Here is an 18913-nt window from a genome sequence, read left to right as displayed (position 1 = left end):
CGGGACCCGATCAGCGGGGGAGCGGCAGGCCCGTGTAGTTCTCCGCCAGTTCCGCCGCCGCGTGCGGCGACGTGGCCACCCGCTCCAGCTGCGCCAGCTGGAGGCGGGTCTCGAACGCCGACTGCGCCGGGTCCGTGTGCAGCGTCGTCGTCATGAAGTACGAGAAGAGCTCCGCCCGCCACACCCGGCGCAGACACGTGTCCGAGTAGGAGTCCAGCAGGCCGGTCGAGCCGGTCTCCTGCCACGCGACGAGCGCCCGGGCCAGCACGATCACATCGGCGGCGGCGAGGTTCAGCCCCTTCGCCCCGGTCGGCGGGACGATGTGCGCCGCGTCGCCCGCGAGGAAGACCCGGCCGTGGCGCATGGGCTCGGTGACATGGCTGCGCATCGGCAGCACGGCCTTCGAGGTGATCCGGCCGCGCGCCAGCCTCCACCCCGGCGCGTCGTCGGTCGCGAAACGGGCGTCCAGCTCGTCCCAGACACGTGCGTCGGACCAGTCGCCGGGGTCGGTGCCGTTGGGGACCTGGAGGTACAGGCGGCTCACCGACGGGGAACGCATGCTGGCGAGGGCGAATCCGCGCTCGGAGTGCGCATAGACCAACTCGTCGTACACGGGCGGCGCGTCGGCGAGGATGCCGAGCCAGGAGTAGGGGTACGTCCGCTCGTACGTCGTCCGGACCGACTCCGGCACGGCGTCGCGCGCCACCCCGTGGAAGCCGTCGCAGCCGACGACGTAGTCACAGGTCAGCGTCTCCTCCCGGCCTTCGTGCCGGTAGCGGACGGCAGGGGTGGCCGTGTCGGCGCCGTCGATGCCGGTCACCTCCGCCCCGAACAGCAGGGGGCCGCCCCTGGCCAGCTGAAGGGCTATCAGGTCCTTGACGACCTCGGTCTGCGCGTACACCATCACGCTGCGCCCACCGGTCAGGGCCGGGAAGTCGATGCGGTGCGCGCGGCGGCCGAAGCGGAGCTCGATGCCGTCGTGGGGCATGCCCTCCCGGTCCAGCCGCTCCCCGGCGCCGGCCTCGCGGAGCGCGTCCACGGTCGCCTGTTCGAGGATCCCGGCACGCTGGCGCTGCTCGACGTACGCGCGGTCGCGCCGCTCCAGCACGACGCTCTCCACGCCCGCGTTGTGCAGCAGCCGGGCGAGCAGCAGCCCGGCGGGCCCGCCACCGATGATGCCGACGGTGGTGCGCATCAGTTCCCCTTCGGTTCGTCGATTACTCCGGGTTCTTCGAGACCCCGGAGTTCCCCGGATTCCGTGAGTTCCGCGAGTTCCGCGAGGACGCGATCCGCCACCGCGAAGGCCGAGTTGGCCGCCGGCACCCCGCAGTACACGGCGGACTGCAGGAGGACCTCGCCGATCTCCTGGGGGGTGAGCCCGTTCCGTACGGCCGCCCGGACATGCATGGCCAGCTCGTCGTCGTGTCCGCCCGCGACGAGTGCCGTGAGGGTGATACAGCTGCGGGTGCGCCGGTCCAGGACGTCACCGGCCCAGATCTCGCCCCAGGCGTACCGGGTGATGAAGTCCTGGAATCGCGCCGTGAAGGGTGTGGTCCGGGCGATCGCCCGGTCGACGTGCGCGTCGCCGAGGACGGCGCGGCGGACGGCCATGCCGGCCGGGCGCGGCTCTCCCAGATGGGTCCGCAGCGCGTTCAGCACGGCCTCCGGCCGTTCGACGACCGCCAGGTGCGCGGCGCGGGGGAGCTCGACGAGGTGGGCGTCGCGGATGCCGTCCGCGAGCGCGCGGGCGTGCGCCGGCGGGGTGGCGCGGTCGTCCCGGCCGCCGATGACGAGGGTGGGCGCGGTGACACGGTCCAGGTCGGCGCGGAGGTCGAGGCCGGCCAGCACCTCGCAGCACACCGCGTACGCCTCCGGATCGACGGCGAGATGGTCGGCGACGAGACGGTCGGTGGCCAGCCGGCCGGCGGCGGGTGCGCCCGACTCCGTGAACGCCGGGGTGAACCACCGCTCCGGCGCGGTCGCGGCGAGCGGTCCGGTGCCCTCCACCCGGACCCGCCCGGCCCGCTCCAGCCACGGTCCCGGTTCCCCGAAGCGAGCGGACGAGCAGACCAGCACGAGGGACTCGACCCGCTCGGGGCGGTGCGCGGCCAGCCAGGTGCCGACGGCACCGCCGAGGGAGACACCGGCGTACGCGAACGAAGCGACGCCCAGCGTGTCGGCGAGCCCGAGGACGAGCTGCCCCAGGTCGGCGACGGTGGACCCGGCGGGGAGCAGCGTGGCGGGGGAGCCGCCGTGGCCCGGGAGGTCCCAGCGGACGACGCGCCACCGTTGTGCGAGCGCCGGGACCTGGGGGTCCCAGACGGACAGTGACGTCCCCAGAGAGGGGCCTAGCACGAGGACGGGGGCGTCGGCGGGGCCGTCGACACGATGGTGCGGCAAGGGCGTCATGAGGATTCCTGGGTCCTGGGAAGCGGGCGGGGCGAAGGGGTGCCGGAACCCGGCCCGGACCCGCGGGAAAGGGCCCGGTCGACCAGAGCCGGGGCGGATCCCAGGTATCCGGCGGGCCGGGCGAGATCGCGGAGGGACTCCGCGGACAGCAGCGACGTCAGTTCCGGGTCCAGGAAGACGTCCGTGCCCTGGTGCGACGCACGGCGCGCCGCCTCTGTCACCACCCGGCGGGCCTCGTCACGGCCCAGCACCGGGGCCAGTTCGGCCAGTACGCGCTCCGTGAGCATCAGCCCGTGCGTCAGGCCGAGATTCGCCCGCATGCGGTCCGGCCGCACGGTCAGTTCCGCGCAGAGCCCGGCCGCCATGGACGCCGCACCGCCCGTCAGCCGCAGCGCCTCACGCAGCGGCAGCCACTCCGCGTGCCACGCCCCCGCAGGGCGTTCGTCCTCGGCCGCCAGCGAACCCAGGAGCACCGACGCGAGCGCCGGAACCTGACGGGCGGCGGACGCGACGAGCGTGGCCCGGACCGGATTGCTCTTGTGCGGCATCGCGGACGAACCGCCGCCCGAGCCCTCGGCCACCTCGCCCACCTCGGTACGGGACAGCACCAGCACATCGGCGGCGATCTTGCCCAGTGCGCCGGCGCAGAACGCCAGCGCCGCACCCAGGTCCGCGACCGGCGTGCGCAGCGTGTGCCAGGGCAGTCCGGGTTCGGCCAGGCCGGTTTCCCGCGCGTAGGCCGCGGCGAGGGACAGGGCGTCGTCGCCGAACGCCGCCAGCGTCCCCGCCGCGCCGCCGAGCTGCGCCGGAAGGGAGTCCCGTACCCGTGCGACCCGGTCCAGCGCGTCCAGCACCAGCGCACGCCACCCCGCCGCCTTCAGGCCGAACGACGTGGGCACGGCGTGCTGGGTGAGCGTACGGCCCGCCATCGGCACCTCGCGGTGCCCGGCCGCGAGGGTGTACAGCGACCCGGCCGTCCGCTCCAGGTCCGCGGCCAGCAGGTCCAGGGCGCGCCCCGCGACGAGCATGAGCGCGGAGTCCAGGATGTCCTGACTCGTGGCGCCCCGGTGCACGAACTCCGCGTGATCCGGCACCCGTTCGGCCACTGCGGCCCGGAGATCCGCCACCAGCGGGATGACCGGGTTGCCGCCCGCCCCGGCCCGCAGGGCCAGGGACCGTGCGTCGAACCCGCCGGAGCGCGCCACCGCCGTGACGGTGGCGCCCGCCGCCGGATCCTGCGCCCGCGCCAGGGCGGCCTCGGCCTCCAGCATCGCCCGCAGGAAGGCGTGGTCGCTCGTGGCCGCCTCCACCCCGCTGCCCGCCCACACCGGGGCGAACAGCCCGACGTCATCCGTGGAAGTCAAGGAACACCGTCTCCTTCCCGCCCTGCACGCGGATGTCGAACCTGTACGAACGCTCGCCGTCCGGCACCGCGACCAGGGTGCTCCGCCGCTCAGGCGGCAGTCCGTCGAGCAGCGGATCGGCCACGGCCTCCGCGAGATACGCCCGCGTGAACAGGTGGTGCATCAGCCCGCGTGCGAACAGACACACCGAAAGGTACGGCGTGCCCGAGGGCGGCAGCGTCCGAACCGCCCAGTGTCCGTCCGCGTCGGTCGGCACCCGCCCGAAACCGGTGAAGTCCACGCCGTTGCGGCCGAGGAACCCCCCGGTGACCGGATCCCGGCGCATCGAACCGGGTCGGCCCCCGCCCTGCCAGACCTCCAGCAGCGCGTCCGGCACGGGGTCGCCGTTCCCGTCGGTCACGTACCCGTGCACCGTGATCGTGCCGGGATGCCCGGTGGGGGCGATCTCCGCGCCCCCGGGGAAGGGGAGCGCGTACCCGTAGAAGGGGCCCACCGTCTGCGAGGGCGTCGGCGGAAGACTCACTGGTTCTCCTCGGGGTCCGGAAGCGTCGCGGCCGGGCCGTCGAGCACTATGTCCCAGCGGTAGCCGAGCGACCACTCGTGGGTGGACAGCTCGTGGTCGTACGCGGCCACGAGCCGGGCGCGCGCCGCCGGGTCGGTGACGGACTGCAGGATCGGGTCGTACGGGAAGAGCGGGTCGCCGGGGAAGTACATCTGCGTGACCAGGCGCTGGGTGAACGACGTGCCGAACAGCGAGAAGTGGATGTGCGCGGGGCGCCAGGCGTTCGTGTGGTTCCGCCACGGGTACGCCCCGGGCTTGACCGTCGTGAACGTGTAGCCACCCTGCTCATCGGTGAGACAACGGCCGACACCGGTGAAATTCGGGTCCAGCGGCGCCGGGTGCTGGTCGCGCCGGTGTGCGTACCGGCCCGAGGCGTTGGCCTGCCAGATCTCCACGAGCTGCCCGCGCACCGGCCGGCCGGCGCTGTCCAGCACCCTGCCGCCGACGGTGATGCGCTCGCCGAGCGGCTCGCCCGCGTGACGGCGGGTCAGGTCCGCGTCGAGCTCCGTGACGTCCGTGGCCCCGAAGACGGGCCCCGTCAGCTCGGTCGCCTCAGGGTCGCCGCCCACCGCGACCAGCGGCTGTCGCGGGTGCCGCAGGACGCTGCTGCGGTAGGGGGCGAAATCGCGCGCCGGGTGATGCGGTGCCACGTCGCCGGCCGAGGCCTTCCGGTGCGCGGCGGCGATCTCCGCGCTGATCTGCTGCTGGTCCGGGATCATCGGGTCGTGTCACCTTCCGGGACGGAGACGGGCGCCCGGCGTACGCCGGTGCGGGGGATGACCGGGTACGCCCCGCGTACGCCGGTCACGTCAGGTCCTTCACGGGCGCGGCCGTCCGTGCGCGCACCTCGGCGGGTGTGACGCCGGGAGCGGTCTCCAGGAGTGCGAAACCGTCGGCCGTCACGTCGAACACCCCGAGGTCCGTGATGACGCGGTGCACGCACGCCGCGCCCGTGAGCGGGAGCGTGCACTCCTGGACCAGCTTGGGGGAACCGTCCTTCGCGGTGTGCTCGGTCAGGACGAGGACACGGCGGGCCCCGTGGACGAGGTCCATCGCACCGCCCATGCCCTTGATCATCCGGCCGGGTACGGACCAGTTGGCGAGGTCGCCGTTCGCCGACACCTGCATGGCACCCAGGACTGCGGTGTCGACGTGGCCCCCGCGGATCATCCCGAAGGACAGCGCGGAGTCGAAGAACGCGGCGCCCGGCCGGACCGTGACGGTCTCCTTGCCGGCGTTGATCAGGTCGGGGTCGACATCGTCCTCGTACGGGTACGGTCCGACGCCGAGGATGCCGTTCTCCGAGTGGAGGACGACCTCCCGCCCGGCGGGGAGGTGACCGGGTACGAGGGTGGGCAGCCCGATCCCGAGGTTCACGTACGAACCGTCGGTCAGCTCGGCCGCCGCGCGGGCGGCCATGTCGTCGCGGGTCCAGCTCATCGCTGCCGCACCGCCTCTCGCGCGGTCGCGTGCGCCGGGGCCGCGGATGTCGTGCGGTGCTCCACGGCCTTGTCAGCGGCCTGCCCGGGTGTCAGCGGCACCACGAACCGGACGAAGACGCCCGGCAGGTGGATCGCGTCCGGGTCCAGCTCGCCGGGCTCGACGAGCTCCTCCACCTCGGCGATCGTCACCTTGCCCGCCATGGCCGCGAGCGGGTTGAAGTTGCGCGTCGCCTTGTTGAAGACGAGGTTCCCGTGCCGGTCGCCCCTGGCCGCCCGCACCAGGGCGAAGTCGGTGGTGATGCCGTGCTCCAGGACGTGGTCGCGGCCGTCGAACGCCCTGACCTCCTTGGCGGGGGAGGGGAGCGCGACCGAACCGTCCGGGGCGTAGCGCCAGGGCAGCCCGCCCTCGGCGACCTGGGTGCCGACGCCGGCCGGGGTGAAGAACGCGGGTATGCCGCAGCCTCCCGCGCGCAGCCGCTCGGCGAGCGTGCCCTGGGGGACGAGCTCCACCTCCAGCTCCCCGCCGAGGTACTGGCGGGCGAACTCCCTGTTCTCACCGATGTACGAGCCGGTGACCCGTGCGATGCGCCCGGCGGCGAGCAGGACGCCGAGTCCGCGGCCGTCGACACCGCAGTTGTTGGAGACCACGCCGAGCCCGCCGACGCCGCGGTCGTGCACCGCGTCGATCAGTACGTTCGGGACGCCGCTGAGACCGAAGCCGCCGACGGCGAGCGACGCGCCGTCCGAGATGCCCGCCACCGCTTCCGCGGCGGAGCGTTGGACCTTGTCCATGGAAGTTACCGACTCCCGTCCTCGCTTGAGTTCGCCAGGTGAACTACAGTTCATTTCTGACTCGCCCTGAGTGTGCGTGCGCCTGGCACGCGTGTCAACGCCCTGGAGGACACCGATGCCGGACACACTTCCCACCGAGGCCGTGGGTCCGCTGCTGCGCGGGATCGCCGTGCTGCGCGAGATCAGCGACGCCGGCGGCGGGGCGAGCCTCGGCGATCTCGTCCGGGCAACCGGGCTCGCCCGGTCCACGGTCGACCGGATCGCGGCGACGCTCGCCCGCATGGGTTACGTGGAGCTCGACGGGAACGGGGTGCGGCTCGCGCCGCGGCTCATGGAGCTGGGCAACGCCTATCTGGCCGCCCTCCGCCTGCCCGCCCGGCTCGGCCCGCCGGCCGAGCGGCTCGCCGAGGAGCTCGACGAGTCGGTCTCGCTGGCCGTGCCCGACGGGGACGGCATCCGCTTCGTGCACCAGACCACCCGGCGCCGCGCCATGTCGCTGTCGTTCAGGATCGGCGACCTGCTGCCCGCCGAATCCACCGCGCCGGGGCCGCTGTTCGCCGCGGCGGGCTGGTCCGCGCAGGACTGGGCGGCATGGCGGGCGCGCCGGGCCGCCGCCCCCGCGCCGGGCCGCAGCCCGTACGCCGTACCGCCACGCCCCGCCGACGGCGACACCCCGTCCTTCGGGGAACGGGCGGCCCGGGCCGCGAAGGACGGCTGGGCGCTGGACGACCAGAACATCGAGCCGGGCCTGATCGCCGTCGCCGTACCGGTGCGCGACCCCCACGGAGACACGGTCTGCGCGCTCAGCGTGGTCAGCCACACCAGCCGCCACAGCGCGGACTCGCTCCGGCGGACGGTCCTGGCCCGGGCGCGGGCCACGGCGGCCGTGATGGAGCGGGAACTGCGCGGGGCGGACCCCGCCGCGCCGGCCCGCGCCGCCGGCGGCCTCGCCCACTGGACCGGCGCCTCCAAGCAGGAACTCGGCGCGGAGTTCGTCGAGTCCCTGGCCCGCGGACTGAGCGTCGTCACGGCTTTCGGGGAGGGCCGGGAGGAGCTCACCCTCGCCGCGGTCGCCGAGACCACCGGACTCGCCCGCGCCACCGCCCGCCGGGCTCTGATCACCCTGGAACACCTCGGCTACGTGACCTCGCGGGACCGCCTCTTCCGGCTGACCCCGCGGGTGCTCGGCCTCGGTCATCCGCCGCTGTCCCGCACGACCCTCCCCGAGATCGCCCTGCCGCACATGGCCCGGCTGGTCGGGCGCCTCCACGACTCCGCCTCCCTGGCGGTCCTCGACGGCGACGACATCCGCTACACCGCGCGCGTCGCCACCGAACGCGTCATGAGCGTCAACATCACCACCGGCACGCGCTTCCCCGCCCACGCCACCTCGATGGGCCGGGTCCTCCTCGCCGGTCTGCCCGGGGAGGAGCGGGCCGCACGGCTCGGCCGGACCGGGCTGCCGGCCCTCACCCCCCACACCCTCACCGATCCCGCCGCACTCGCGGCCGAGCTGGAGGAAGTGGCGGGCAAGGACCACGCCCTGGTCGACGGGGAGCTGGAGGAGGGCCTGCGCTCCCTCGCCGTGCCCGTCCGCGACCGTTCGGGCACCACGGTCGCCGCCCTCAACGTGGCCATGCACGTCAGCCGCCGCACGGTCGCCGAGTGTCTCGCCGAGGTCCTCCCGGAACTGCGCGCCGCCGCAGGTCTGATCGAATCCGACCTGCACGTCGTGGGCCGCTTCAGCCGGGTCTCCGCCTCCTGACCCCGAAGAGGGCCATGGGCGGCTGAACAGGAAGACCGCGCGGCACGTATCGAGGGGCGGGCACCGGTCTCCACGGTCCCCGGCGTCGGTGACGCCGTGTCAGGGCGGGTGCGAGGGGGCGGCGGACGATGCGCGGACGGCACGGCCTGCGGCGGATCGCGCGGCTGGCGGCCGTCGGCGGGCTGCTCTGCGCCTGGCCGACGGCGACGGGCGCGACGGACCGCGCCGCGGCGCACGTCCCCGGGGCCGCCCCGGCCGACGTCCCCGGGGCCGCCACGGCGAACGCGGCGGGGGCCGCCACGGTGAACGTGCGCGCGAACGGCTCCTCGGCCCCGGTGGCCGGCGGGGGTGGCGGTGCGCCGGCCCCCGGCCTCGGTGCGCGTCTGGTCTCCCGGCTAGGCCCCTCGCGTACGGCGGGCAGCTGGATCGGCCCCGACGGCCGCACGGTCGTGGCCGTGACCGACGAGGGGGCCGCGGCGGAGGCCGAAAGGGCGGGTGCCCGCGCCCAGGTCGTCCGCCACAGCCTGCGCCGCCTCCGCTCCGCCACAGAGGCGCTGGGCGGAACACCTCGGGTGCCCGGAACGGCCTGGGCCGTGGACTACGCGTCCAACCGGGTCGTCGTGCGCGCCGACAGCACCGTGTCCGCGGCCGACTGGGCACGGCTGTCCGGCCTCGCCGAGGAGACCGGCGGCTTCGTGCACATGCGGCGGACCCCCGGCTCCCTCTCCACCAGGCTCAGCGGCGCGGACCCCATCTTCGCCCGCGCGGGCCGCTGTTCCGCCGGCTTCAACGTGACCGACGGCCGACAGGACTTCGTGCTGACGGCCGGTCACTGCGGTCCACCCGGAACCACATGGTTCGAGGACGCGACGGGCACCCGGCCCGTCGGCACCACGACGGCCGGCAGCTTCCCCGGGGACGACTTCTCCCTCGTCGCGTACGGGAGCGGCGACCCGTCCGGTGCGCGGGGCGTCGTGGGGATCGGCGGCGGCCGGGAGGTACGGATCGGAGCGGCGGCCGACCCGGTCGTCGGCCTCCAGGTGTTCCGCAGCGGCAGCACCACCGGGACGCGCACCGGCCGGGTGACCGCGCTGGACGCGACGGTGAACTACCCGGAGGGCACGGTCACCGGCCTGATCGAGACGACGGTGTGCGCCGAACCCGGGGACAGCGGCGGCCCGTTGTTCGCGCGGGGGCTGGCCCTCGGTGTGACGTCCGGCGGCAGCGGCGACTGCACGGCCGGCGGAACGACGTACTTCCAGCCCGTGACCACGGCCATGGCGGCCCTCGGCGTGCGGCTGACCACGGCCGCCGCCGTCGCCGGGGGCGACCTGGGCACCGTCCCGCAGCCGTCCGCGGCGGGAGCCGCCGCACCGGGGACGCCCGGACCCCCGGCCGGCGCGGTTCCCGGCCTCCGCCTCCTGGCCCCCGGACCGCTGGTGCTCGCCACGAGCCTCCTCCTACCGGTGGCCGCCGCAGCGATCCGGTAGGCCCGGAGGCGGAGTTACCGCCGCCGGTACACCTGACCACCGACGAAGGCCGGAGCCGTGCCTCGGACCCCCAGACGTATCCGCGTGAGCCCGTCCTCGCCGGCCGGTCCGGAGCGGACTTGTCGACGACGTACGCGGCGCCGTCGGCCACCTCGACGTGGTTGGGGTACGAGGCGGTGGGCACGGTCCCCGCGCGCGGATCGACGACCGGCACGCTGCCCGCCGGCCGGTTGACGACCAGCGAGCTTCCTGAACACGGTTCGACGGCAACGGACTTCGCGCCCGCCCCGGAGGCCTGCTGTCAGGCCGCCGACGCGGGGCCGACCAGCTCGCCCAGGACGTCTTCCATGGTGACGAATCCGATCACCGTGCCCCGGTCGCCGGTCACGGCGGCCAGATGGGTGCCGCCGGCCCGCATGGCGGTCATGGTGTCGTCCAGGGGCGTGTCGATCTCGACCCGGATCATCGGGTGCAGCGCGCCGGGCGGATAGGCCTCGTCGCGCTCGGCCACCCCGAGGGCGTCCTTGATGTGCAGATAGCCCAGCACCTCGCCGCCCGGACCGATCACCGGCAGGCGCGAGAAGCCGCTGGCCGCGGCGGCGCGCTCCAGCCGCCTCGGGGTGATGTCGTCGCCGACGGTGACCGTCCTGGCGAGCGGCACCATCACCTCGCCCGCCGGGCGGGTACCCAGCTCCAGCGCGTCGCGGAGGCGCTCGCCGTCGGCCGGGTCCAGGAGGCCGGCCTCGCTGGAGTCCTTGACCAGGCGGGCGAGTTCGTCGTCCGTGAAGACGGAGGCGACCTCGTCCTTCGGCTCCACCTTCAGCAGGCGGAGGATGGCGTTGGCGAACGCGTTGATGCCGAAGATGACCGGCCGCATCCCACGCGTGAGCGCCACCAGCGGCGGGCCCAGCAGCAGCGCGGTCGGCGCCGGGGCGGCGAGCGCGATGTTCTTGGGGACCATCTCGCCGACGAGCATGTGCAGATACGTCGCCGCCGTCAGCGCGATCACGAACGCGATCGGGTGGATCAGCGCCTCCGGCACACCCATCGAGTGGAACGGGGGCTCCAGGAGGTGCGCGATCGCGGGCTCGGCGACCGCACCCAGCACCAGCGAGGAGATGGTGATGCCGAGCTGGGCGGTGGCCATCGCGGCGGAGAGGTGCTGCAGGCCCCACAGGGTGGACCTGGCCCGCAGGTTCCCCTTCAGTGCGGCCGGCTCGATCTGGCTGCGCCGTACGGAGATGAGGGCGAACTCGGCCCCGACGAAGAAGGCGTTGGTCAGGAGTGTCAGCGCGCCGATCAGCAGCTGGACCGTCGTCATCGGACTTCCTCCGCGTTCCGGGCGAGGGGCGCGGTGACGCGGACCCGGTCGGCACGGTGGTGCTCGACATGGAGGATGGCGAACTGCCAGCCGTCGAACTCGATCCGGTCCGTCAGCAGCGGGATGCGTTCGAGGCGGGCGGCGACGAGCCCGGCCAGCGTCTCGTACGGGCCGTCGGGGGCCGTCAGCCCGATCTCCTCCAGCTGGTCCAGCCGGACGCTGCCGTCCGCCTCCCACACCGCGCGTCCGTCGGGCGACAGGTCCAGCAGCACCAGGTCGGGCCGTTCGTGCGGGTCGTGTTCGTCGCGGACCTCGCCGACGACCTCCTCCACGATGTCCTCGACGGTGGCGACCCCGGCGGTGCCGCCGTACTCGTCGATCACCACGGCCATGGTCCGGTGCTTCCTCAGCTGCTGGAGGAGACGGTCCACGGGCAGGGAGTCGGGCACCAGCAGCGGCTCCGTGGCCAGATCGGTCACGGGTGTGCGGGCCCGCCTGTCCTCGTCGAGCGCGAGGACGTCGCGGATGTGAACCGTGCCGATGACCTCGTCCAGGCTGCCGCGGTAGACCGGGAAGCGGGACAGGCCGGTGGCCAGGGTGAGGTTCGCGGCATCGGTGGCGGTGGCGTGGGCCTCCAGGGCCAGCACGTCCACGCGTGGTGTCATGACGTTCTCCGCGGTCAGCTCGCCGAGGTGCAGCGTACGGACGAACAGCTCGGCCGCGTCCTGCTCGATGGCGCCCTCGCGTGCGGAGTGGCGTGCGAGCGCGACCAGCTCCTGGGGGCTGCGGGCCGAGGCCAGCTCCTCCTGCGGTTCCAGCCCGAAGCGCCGGACGATCCTGTTCGCGGTGTTGTTCAGGTGCCGGATCAGCGGGGCGAACGCGGCGGTGAAACCGCGCTGCGGGCCCGCCACCACCTTGGCCACGGCGAGCGGGCTGGAGATCGCCCAGTTCTTCGGCACGAGCTCACCGGCGACCATCAGCACCACCGTGGCGAGGGTCACGCCGAGCACGGTCGCGACGGTGGACACCGCCCCGTCCGGAAGGCCCGAGGCCCCGAGCGGTCCGCGCAGCAGCGCGGCCAGCGAGGGCTCGGCGAGCATGCCGATGACCAGCGAGGTGACGGTGATGCCCAGCTGGGCGCCGGAGAGCTGGAAGGTCAGCCGCTTGGCGGCGCCCAGCGCGCTCGCGGCACCGCGCTCGCCCGCCGCGGCGGCGCGCTCCAGCTCACCGCGGTCGATCGTGGTCAGAGAGAACTCGGCCGCGACGAACACCGCGCACGCCAGGGTGAGGACGAGGGCGAGGAGCAGCAGGAGCACTTCCGTCACCGTGTCACCCCCGCCACCTGGTTCAAGGACTGCGGGCAGGACAGGGGTCGGCCGGTACCGGCAGGTTCACCCATTGCGGGTTTGCTGCTCCTTCTTGGGTCGGTGAAGCTTCTACAGGTGTGTAGAAAACGCAAGAAGGATGTCGTTGGTTCCCGGCCCCGGCAGACCTCGCGGGCCGGCCGGCGGCGCACTCCACGGGTGCCGTGGCCCGGGTGTCACAAGGGCGTGGCGGTCTTCAGGACGAAGAACAGGGTGACCGCCGCGTTGGCCGAGGACAGGGCGGAGACCGTGGTGCCGACCGCAGCCGCCCAGGAGGCCAGGCCGACCGCGGTGAAGACCGGCGGCCAGGCGCGGGCGGCCGGAGCGGGCCCGAGCAGCGCCGCGACCCGCCGGGGGACCGGCCCCGGGGCCGCCAGCCCGGCGAGCGTCACCCCGGGCGCACCACGGGAGACGAGCGCGGCCCTGCCGATCGCGCGGGCCACCACCCGCCGGCTGCCGACCGCCGCGGCGGCGTCCTCGTCCGCCCACCGCTCCGCGGTGTACGCCACCGCGGTGCGCAGCGGCCTGAGGAACGGATTGGCCCGCGCGGCCAGCTGCACGGTGAGCAGGAACCGGTGGTGGAAGCAGGCCAGATGCGCCCGCTCATGGGCGAACAGCGCCCGGCGCTCCGAGGAGTCCAGACACCTCAGCAAAGACGTCGACACCACGACGCGCCCCCGGGAGCCGGGCAGCGCGTAGGCGTACGGCACCTCGTCCGGCAGGACCGCCACAGGTGTGTCGGGGAGCCCCGTCAGGGCACGCTCGGCGCCGCGCCGCACCCGGTGGTGCCGCCACGCCGCGGCCACGCACGTCGTGAGTACGGCGACCAGGGCGGGAATGGCCGCCTTGCCCGCGACCTCGTCGTACGGGACGGCCTCGCGGACCTCCGGGTCCGACCACGCGTCGGGCAGCGGGTTCCCCGGCAGCTGGGCCGTGCCGACCACCACGAGCAGCGCCAGGCACAGGGTGCTGCATATCGCCAGCACCGCCGCGACCGCCGACAGCAACCGGGTCGCGGTGCGCGGGTGCAGGTGGTGGGCCGCCAGCCGGGCCACGGGCCAGGCGGTCAGGGGCAGCACCAGCGGCAGGAAGACGAAGACGCCCATGACCCCTACAGTTCCGGCTCGTCGTCCGCCTCGGCCAGGAGGTCGCGCAGCAGCTGTTCGTCGCCGGGTGTCAGGGTCGTCAGGAAGCTGGTCAGGACGGCCTCCCGGTTGCTCTCGCCGTCCAGGACGCGCCGCATGCGCAGCGCCGCGAGGCCGGCCTCGTCCGAGCGCGGCGTCCACCGGAAGGACCGGCCCTCGCGCTGCCGGTCCACAGCACCCTTGGCCCGCAGGCGCGTGAGGATCGTCATCACCGTGGTGTACGCGACCCCGCCGCCCAGCCGTTCCTGCACCCAGGCCGCCGTGGCGGGCCCCTGGGCCCGGCAGAGCGTGGTCAGCACCTCCGCTTCCAGTTCGCCCTGGCCGCGCCGACGGGGGTGCTCGTCCGGACCGCCCTCGCCCTGATCCGTCATGTGCGTCCCCTCCCTGTCGTGGTGCCGCCCCGCGTGCGGGGGCGAGCGGTTCATCGTACTGACTTCCGGTGAGGACGGTGCGGGGCCGCAAGGAGGCTCCCGGGCTGACCGCGGTGCTCGTCGGCCCGGCTGGGACGCGCGCAGCACCACCGGAACCGACCACGGCCTCGACGCCGGCGCGCTGCTGGTGGACGGCGGCGGCAAGATGATCTCCGACCGGCACTTCGTCGTCCCCGCCGACGTGGCGAGGATCGTCCTCCCGGTCTCCGTCCACGACGCCGACAACCGCGGACAGAGCTTCGGGCAGGTCCGCAACGCCTTCATCCGCGTCGTTGACCAGACGGGCGGCGCCGAGCCGGCCCGCTACGACCTGAGCGAGGACGCGGCGACCGAGACCGCCTTGGTCTTCGGCGAGCTGTACCGGCACGGCGAGGAGTGGGAATTCCGTGCCGTCGGCCAGGGATACGCCTCCGGACTCTCCGGCATCGCGGCCGACTTCGGCGTCGGCCTCCGAGGAGGCGTCGTCCCCCGTACGTCCGACTGACGAATTCCGTACCCCTGTCGTAGCCCTTGGGGATGACCCACGGACACATACGGAGAGGGATTCGCGCAGGCCCCGCCTCCTCATACCGTCGTGTTCGACCAGGACGACCGAAGACGGCACGACGGCGGGGCTCATGGCACAGATGGCACAGCAGGAAACGGTCCAGGGGGACACGCGGCGGGACAAGGCGTTCGCCCCCGAATACCAGGGGGCCCTCGGCTCCCTCTCGGTCAACGCGTCGCTCACCGACGTGCTGGCCCGAGGGAGGGAGGAGCTGCGTGCGGCGGAGGAGGCCGGCGACCGCTCGGAGGCGGCCCGCTGCGGGCTCGCCGTCGCGGAGGCCTGCCGACGGCTCGGGCGCAACGAGGAGGCCGAGCGGGCGTGGCGGGCCAGCTACCGCGCCGCGCGGTCCGCGCAGAACGTGGGGGCCAGGGCCTGGGCCCTGTGGAGCGGCGGCACGCTCGCACGCCAGCGCGGCGCGCTGCCGCTCGCCTACCGGCTCCTGCGACTGGCGGCCGAGCTGGGGGAACGCGGCGGCGACGTGGTCGTACGGGGCTACTCGCTCGCCGGTCTCGCCGAGACCGGGCGCATCCAGGGGGACTACAAGGCCGTCGGCGAACTGCACGAACAGCTCCTCGCCGAGGCCCGCCGCCGCGGCGAGGCACGGCACACGGTGTGGGCGCTGGAGGGCATAGCCCAGATGCACCGGAACACGGGCTCGTACGACACGGCCCTCGCCCTCTTCGAGGAGGCCGCCGAGACGGCGGGCCGGGCCGACGACCGGCGGGGCCGGGCCTGGGCCCTGCGCGGCATCGCCGACGTGGTGTCCGTACGGGACGGGGGAGTGGACCGTGCCCTCGACCTGCTCTCCGAGGCCGAACACATCTGCCGCGAGATGGAGTTGTCCAGCGCCCTCGCCTACAACCACAAGATGCGCGGCAACGTGCTCTACCGTGCCGGACGGTACGCGGAGGCCCGTGAGAACTACGCACAGGCCCTGGCCGAGTTCGTCGAGATGGACGAGTCGCGCGGAACCGCGCTCGCCCGCCTCGGGCTCACCAAGACGCTCGCCCGGCTGGGACGCGACCGGGCCGAGACGGTCGCCGAACTCGCCGGACTGCGGCGCGCCCTGGAACGGCTCGGCCTGCGGCACGCCCGGGACATGATCGACCGCGCGGCGGCCGAGCTGGGGGTGGGGGAGGTGCCCGAAGCGCCACGACCCGTACTCGAAGGCACACCGCGATGAGCTTCACGACCTCCCCCACGCAGGCAACCCCGGCGGGAACCGGCTCCGCGCCCACCACCGCCACGCCCCTCACCCTCGCCCGCTGCCGCGCCCTGGTGCGCCCCGCGCTCGTGGACGCCGTCGGGCGGCTCCATCCGTGGCCCGGCGGGATGGCGGCCTTCGCGCTCGGCTGGTGCGGCACGGGCGGCGCCCCCGACCCCGGCGCCTCCCAGGGCAAGGGCGTACGTCAGGCCCTCGCCGTCCTGGGCGCCGAAGCCGTCGGGGCGTCGGGGGAGACAGCGGTTCCCGCGGCGGTCGCCGTCGAACTCGTCCACGTCTTCTCGCTCCTGCACGACGACATCATGGACGGCGACGAGACACGGAGGCACCGGGAGACGGTGTGGAAGGCGTACGGCACCGGGCCCGCCGTCCTCGCCGGCGACGCGCTGCTCGCGATCTCCCTGCAGACCCTCTCCGAGACGCCCGGGGCACTCGGCGGAGCCGCCGTACGGCAGCTGTCCGCGACGCTGACCCGGCTGGTCCGGGGCCAGGCCGAGGACCTGCTCTTCGCGGACCGGCCCTGGACGGGACCCGGCGCGGTCCGGCCCGACGCCTACCGGGCCATGGCCGAGGACAAGACGGGCGCGCTCCTCGGCTGTGCCGTCGGACTCGGAGCCCTGCTCGGCGGGGCGTCGGCGGACACGGTCACCGCACTGGACCGGGCGGGCCGTCACCTCGGCGTCGCCTTCCAGGCCGTCGACGACCTGCTCGGCATCTGGGGCGACCCCGCACGGACAGGGAAGCCCGTCCACGCAGACCTGCGGCAGCGGAGGAAGACCTACCCCGTCATCGCCGCCCTCGCCTCGGAGGGGCGGCCCGCCCGCGAACTGGCGGCGCTGCTCGCCTCCCCGCTCCCGCTCGACGAGTCCGCGGCACTCCGTGCCGCCACGCTCGCCGAAGCGGCCGGCGGCCGGGCGGCCACCCTCGCCGAGGCCCACCGCCACCTCGACGCCGCCCACGCCTGCCTGACCGGCGTCGCGCTCGCCCCGCACACGGTGCGGGAGATCGAGGGACTGCTCGACCACCTGCTCCACCGGAACATGTGACAGCGGCGGGCGGCGGCGCCGGGGCGCGGCCGCCCGCCGACCGCCGTCAGCCGCGGCCCGGCGGGCGCCAGACCGAGAAGTCACTGATCCGGAAGTGACTGGTGACGGTGCGGAACGCGAAGTGGCCGCTGGTGGAGGCCTCCGGACGGCAACCGCGCTCGGCGCCGACCCTGGTGACCAGGCTCGGGTGCACACCGTCGAGGTGCGCGACACCGAAGTGCCCGCCGGAGGGGCCGTCCGCGGTGAAGTCGTCGGGGGACGGGCTGCCGGACGCGTTCGGTTCCGCTCTCCCCGCCACCTTCGCCCACGGCACGGAGGTCGAGGCCGGCTCGCCGGCGCGGCAGTTCGTCTCCGTCGTGACCGAAACGCGGTGCTCACAAACAGGGCGGGCGTCACACCGGGCGTTTCGGTGACGGGCCGTGACGCCCGCCACGAGGCTGCTCCGACAGGGAAGAATGCGCGGATGGACATCACCGCACAGGCGCTCAACCGCGCCACGCTCGCCCGGCAGTTGCTGCTCCACCGCGAGGAACTCGACGTCGAGGACGCGGTACGACGCGTGGTCGCCCTGCAGGCACAGCAGCCCGCCTCGCCCTACATCGCCCTGTGGAACAGACTGCGCGGTTTCGACCCGGCCCGCCTCGACGCGGCGGTGGCCGGGCACCGCACGGTCAAGGCGACGCTCATGCGGCTCACCCTGCACGCGGTCCACGCCGAGGACTACCCCCGCTTCCGCGAGGCGATGGAACCGGTGCTGCGCGGCTCCAGGCTCGGCGACGCGCGGTACAGGTCGTCCGGGACGACCCCGGACGACACCGGGGCGCTGGTCGAGGACCTGCTCGCGTACGCCGACCGCCCGCGCACCGCAGCCGAGTTCGGCGCCCGGATCGAGGAGCGGCTGGGCGCCCCGATGGACTCCGGGGCGCAGCGGATGCTGCGCCAGTACGTGCCGCTGTGGCACGCCGGCACGGGCGGGCCGTGGTCGTACGGCAACCGGCCGTCGTACATCGCTGCGGGCCTACGGCCGAGGCCGGCGGATCCGGAGGTCGCCGCCGAGGGACTGCGCACACTGGTCCGCCGCTATCTGGAGGGATTCGGTCCGGCGTCGGTGGCGGACATGGCCCAGTTCGCCCTGGTCCAGCGACCCCGGATACGCGCGGCGGTGCGCGCGCTCGCCGGTGAACTCGACCAGCTGGAAGGCCCCGACGGCACCGCGCTGTACGACATCCCCGGCGCTCCCCGCCCTGCCGGGGACACTCCCGCACCGCCCCGGCTGATGGCGATGTGGGACAGCGTCCTGCTGGCCTACTCCGACCGCGGCCGCGTCATCCCGCCCGCCTACCGCAAGCTCGTGATCCGCGTCAACGGCGACGTCCTGCCCACCCTGCTGGTCGACGGCTACGTCGCCGGCGTCTGGCGCCCCCGCGACGGCGGAATCGAGGCCACGGCCTTCCACCCTCTCCCGGATCATGTCTGGGAAGGGCTGGCGGCGGAGGCGCGAGCCCTCGTGACGTTCCTCGCACCCCGCGACCCGGGCGTCTACGGCCGCTACGACCACTGGTGGGACAAGGGGATGCCGGCCGCGGAGACCCGCATAATCCCCCGCGGCTGAGCACGTACCGGGGGCAGCCCGCCCGGGAGCGGCGGGGTGTTCAGCGCCGCGTGATCCGGACGACCGTGGTGCCGCCGTCGAGGTCCACGGTGGTCCGGTTCGGCGGCGCCCGTCCTCCTCGTCGTCCCGCATCAGCGGGGCCGACTGCCGTTCCTTGAGCTCGTTCTGCTTCCCGGGGAGAAGCTCGCGTGCAACTGCTCGAACCCCGTGGCCGAAATCCGGCCCTGGCGGGCGGCGTTGCGCCACGGGAGGACGCCCGCCCGTCCGCCACTCAACCGCAGCTGATCGACGAAGGCCGGCGCGGTCAGCAGGAGGACCAGCCCGGGCAGGGGCACGAAGACGGCGAATGTCACCCGCCCAGTACGCGGCGCGGAGCGCCCGTGGCGTCCGGCCTCGGAAGG

Annotated in this window: 17 protein-coding genes and 2 pseudogenes; 6 read left to right on the top strand and 13 right to left on the bottom strand. The window is 74.3% G+C overall.

All coding sequences use genetic code 11. The annotated features are described in order from the left end of the window. Nucleotides 1-10: 10 nt before the first annotated feature. From ACFWVP_RS04575 to ACFWVP_RS04545, 7 genes are all read right to left on the bottom strand, one after another. Nucleotides 11-1195 (bottom strand): 4-hydroxybenzoate 3-monooxygenase, encoded by a 1185-nt coding sequence (locus ACFWVP_RS04575; RefSeq protein WP_384493518.1) that lies wholly within the window; start codon nucleotides 1193-1195, stop codon nucleotides 11-13. After that, the gene (pcaC, locus tag ACFWVP_RS04570) at nucleotides 1195-2409 is read right to left on the bottom strand and encodes a 4-carboxymuconolactone decarboxylase (protein WP_384493517.1); all 1215 of its coding nucleotides are present in this window, start codon (nucleotides 2407-2409) and stop codon (nucleotides 1195-1197) included. Before pcaC ends, ACFWVP_RS04575 begins: the two co-directional genes overlap by 1 nt. After that, entirely contained in the window at nucleotides 2406-3773 is a 1368-nt protein-coding gene (gene pcaB / locus ACFWVP_RS04565) for a 3-carboxy-cis,cis-muconate cycloisomerase (RefSeq protein WP_384493515.1), read from the bottom strand. The genes pcaC and pcaB overlap by 4 nt, the downstream gene beginning before the upstream one ends. After that, nucleotides 3757-4296, bottom strand: coding sequence for a protocatechuate 3,4-dioxygenase subunit alpha (pcaG, locus tag ACFWVP_RS04560; protein ID WP_384493513.1), 540 nt, complete (start codon nucleotides 4294-4296; stop codon nucleotides 3757-3759). The genes pcaB and pcaG overlap by 17 nt, the downstream gene beginning before the upstream one ends. Further along, the gene (gene pcaH / locus ACFWVP_RS04555) at nucleotides 4293-5054 is read right to left on the bottom strand and encodes a protocatechuate 3,4-dioxygenase subunit beta (protein WP_384493511.1); all 762 of its coding nucleotides are present in this window, start codon (nucleotides 5052-5054) and stop codon (nucleotides 4293-4295) included. Before pcaH ends, pcaG begins: the two co-directional genes overlap by 4 nt. Before the next feature lie 85 nt (nucleotides 5055-5139). After that, nucleotides 5140-5775 carry a CoA transferase subunit B gene (locus tag ACFWVP_RS04550; protein ID WP_384493510.1) on the bottom strand — a complete coding sequence of 212 codons (636 nt, stop codon included), beginning with the start codon at nucleotides 5773-5775 and terminating at the stop codon, nucleotides 5140-5142. Next, a complete protein-coding gene (locus ACFWVP_RS04545) occupies nucleotides 5772-6569 on the bottom strand; it encodes a CoA transferase subunit A (protein WP_384493509.1) in 798 nt (265 codons plus the stop codon). Before ACFWVP_RS04545 ends, ACFWVP_RS04550 begins: the two co-directional genes overlap by 4 nt. Before the next feature lie 115 nt (nucleotides 6570-6684). On the opposite strand from ACFWVP_RS04545, the gene ACFWVP_RS04540 reads away from it, so the two are divergent. Beyond that, complete coding sequence (locus ACFWVP_RS04540) at nucleotides 6685-8334, top strand: IclR family transcriptional regulator C-terminal domain-containing protein (RefSeq protein WP_384493507.1); 1650 nt, start codon at nucleotides 6685-6687, stop codon at nucleotides 8332-8334. A gap of 128 nt (nucleotides 8335-8462) precedes the next feature. Then, nucleotides 8463-9824, top strand: a complete 1362-nt coding sequence (locus tag ACFWVP_RS04535; protein ID WP_384493506.1) for a S1 family peptidase — start codon at nucleotides 8463-8465, stop codon at nucleotides 9822-9824. A 301-nt stretch (nucleotides 9825-10125) separates the two neighbouring features. Here ACFWVP_RS04535 and ACFWVP_RS04530 read toward each other — a convergent pair whose 3' ends face one another. From ACFWVP_RS04530 to ACFWVP_RS04515, 4 genes are all read right to left on the bottom strand, one after another. Then, nucleotides 10126-11145 carry a hemolysin family protein gene (locus ACFWVP_RS04530; RefSeq protein ID WP_384493504.1) on the bottom strand — a complete coding sequence of 340 codons (1020 nt, stop codon included), beginning with the start codon at nucleotides 11143-11145 and terminating at the stop codon, nucleotides 10126-10128. Further along, on the bottom strand, nucleotides 11142-12470 hold the full coding sequence (locus tag ACFWVP_RS04525; protein ID WP_384493503.1) for a hemolysin family protein: 1329 nt from the start codon (nucleotides 12468-12470) through the stop codon (nucleotides 11142-11144). The genes ACFWVP_RS04530 and ACFWVP_RS04525 overlap by 4 nt, the downstream gene beginning before the upstream one ends. 215 nt (nucleotides 12471-12685) lie before the next feature. Next, nucleotides 12686-13615, bottom strand: a complete 930-nt coding sequence (locus ACFWVP_RS04520; protein WP_384493501.1) for a M56 family metallopeptidase — start codon at nucleotides 13613-13615, stop codon at nucleotides 12686-12688. A gap of 5 nt (nucleotides 13616-13620) precedes the next feature. Next, a complete protein-coding gene (locus ACFWVP_RS04515; protein WP_384493499.1) occupies nucleotides 13621-14025 on the bottom strand; it encodes a BlaI/MecI/CopY family transcriptional regulator in 405 nt (134 codons plus the stop codon). A 68-nt stretch (nucleotides 14026-14093) separates the two neighbouring features. On the opposite strand from ACFWVP_RS04515, the pseudogene ACFWVP_RS04510 reads away from it, so the two are divergent. From ACFWVP_RS04510 to ACFWVP_RS04500, 3 genes and pseudogenes are all read left to right on the top strand, one after another. Further along, nucleotides 14094-14569: pseudogene (locus tag ACFWVP_RS04510) on the top strand (TerD family protein). 133 nt (nucleotides 14570-14702) lie between these two features. Then, the gene (locus tag ACFWVP_RS04505; protein ID WP_384493498.1) at nucleotides 14703-15815 is read left to right on the top strand and encodes a tetratricopeptide repeat protein; all 1113 of its coding nucleotides are present in this window, start codon (nucleotides 14703-14705) and stop codon (nucleotides 15813-15815) included. Next, entirely contained in the window at nucleotides 15812-16900 is a 1089-nt protein-coding gene (locus ACFWVP_RS04500) for a polyprenyl synthetase family protein (protein ID WP_384493497.1), read from the top strand. The genes ACFWVP_RS04505 and ACFWVP_RS04500 overlap by 4 nt, the downstream gene beginning before the upstream one ends. Before the next feature lie 46 nt (nucleotides 16901-16946). Here the strand turns inward: ACFWVP_RS04500 and ACFWVP_RS04495 are convergent, their stop codons facing one another. Then, nucleotides 16947-17198, bottom strand: coding sequence for a hypothetical protein (locus tag ACFWVP_RS04495; protein ID WP_384493495.1), 252 nt, complete (start codon nucleotides 17196-17198; stop codon nucleotides 16947-16949). 165 nt (nucleotides 17199-17363) lie between these two features. On the opposite strand from ACFWVP_RS04495, the gene ACFWVP_RS04490 reads away from it, so the two are divergent. Continuing rightward, nucleotides 17364-18512 (top strand): winged helix DNA-binding domain-containing protein, encoded by a 1149-nt coding sequence (locus ACFWVP_RS04490; RefSeq protein WP_384493494.1) that lies wholly within the window; start codon nucleotides 17364-17366, stop codon nucleotides 18510-18512. A 40-nt stretch (nucleotides 18513-18552) separates the two neighbouring features. Here the strand turns inward: ACFWVP_RS04490 and ACFWVP_RS04485 are convergent. Next, nucleotides 18553-18865, bottom strand: a pseudogene (locus tag ACFWVP_RS04485) (DUF6191 domain-containing protein). Between the last annotated feature and the right edge of the window lie 48 nt (nucleotides 18866-18913).

This window comes from Streptomyces sp. NPDC058637 (assembly GCF_042717325.1).
Lineage (GTDB): Bacteria > Actinomycetota > Actinomycetes > Streptomycetales > Streptomycetaceae > Streptomyces.
Note: the sequence above shows the minus strand (reverse complement) of the source record. Positions and strands in the feature narration are given on the sequence as shown.

Bases quoted from the DNA above. Each gene is read 5' to 3' on its own strand.
- ACFWVP_RS04575 (WP_384493518.1), bottom strand. From the start codon at position 1,195: ATGCGCACCACCGTCGGCATCATCGGTGGCGGGCCCGCCGGGCTGCTG.
- ACFWVP_RS04515 (WP_384493499.1), bottom strand. From the start codon at position 14,025: ATGACGGATCAGGGCGAGGGCGGTCCGGACGAGCACCCCCGTCGGCGC.
- pcaC (WP_384493517.1), bottom strand. From the start codon at position 2,409: ATGACGCCCTTGCCGCACCATCGTGTCGACGGCCCCGCCGACGCCCCC.
- ACFWVP_RS04520 (WP_384493501.1), bottom strand. From the start codon at position 13,615: ATGGGCGTCTTCGTCTTCCTGCCGCTGGTGCTGCCCCTGACCGCCTGG.
- ACFWVP_RS04540 (WP_384493507.1), top strand. From the start codon at position 6,685: ATGCCGGACACACTTCCCACCGAGGCCGTGGGTCCGCTGCTGCGCGGG.
- ACFWVP_RS04550 (WP_384493510.1), bottom strand. From the start codon at position 5,775: ATGAGCTGGACCCGCGACGACATGGCCGCCCGCGCGGCGGCCGAGCTG.
- ACFWVP_RS04530 (WP_384493504.1), bottom strand. From the start codon at position 11,145: ATGACGACGGTCCAGCTGCTGATCGGCGCGCTGACACTCCTGACCAAC.
- ACFWVP_RS04545 (WP_384493509.1), bottom strand. From the start codon at position 6,569: ATGGACAAGGTCCAACGCTCCGCCGCGGAAGCGGTGGCGGGCATCTCG.
- ACFWVP_RS04505 (WP_384493498.1), top strand. From the start codon at position 14,703: ATGGCACAGATGGCACAGCAGGAAACGGTCCAGGGGGACACGCGGCGG.
- ACFWVP_RS04500 (WP_384493497.1), top strand. From the start codon at position 15,812: ATGAGCTTCACGACCTCCCCCACGCAGGCAACCCCGGCGGGAACCGGC.
- pcaH (WP_384493511.1), bottom strand. From the start codon at position 5,054: ATGATCCCGGACCAGCAGCAGATCAGCGCGGAGATCGCCGCCGCGCAC.
- ACFWVP_RS04535 (WP_384493506.1), top strand. From the start codon at position 8,463: ATGCGCGGACGGCACGGCCTGCGGCGGATCGCGCGGCTGGCGGCCGTC.
- ACFWVP_RS04490 (WP_384493494.1), top strand. From the start codon at position 17,364: ATGGACATCACCGCACAGGCGCTCAACCGCGCCACGCTCGCCCGGCAG.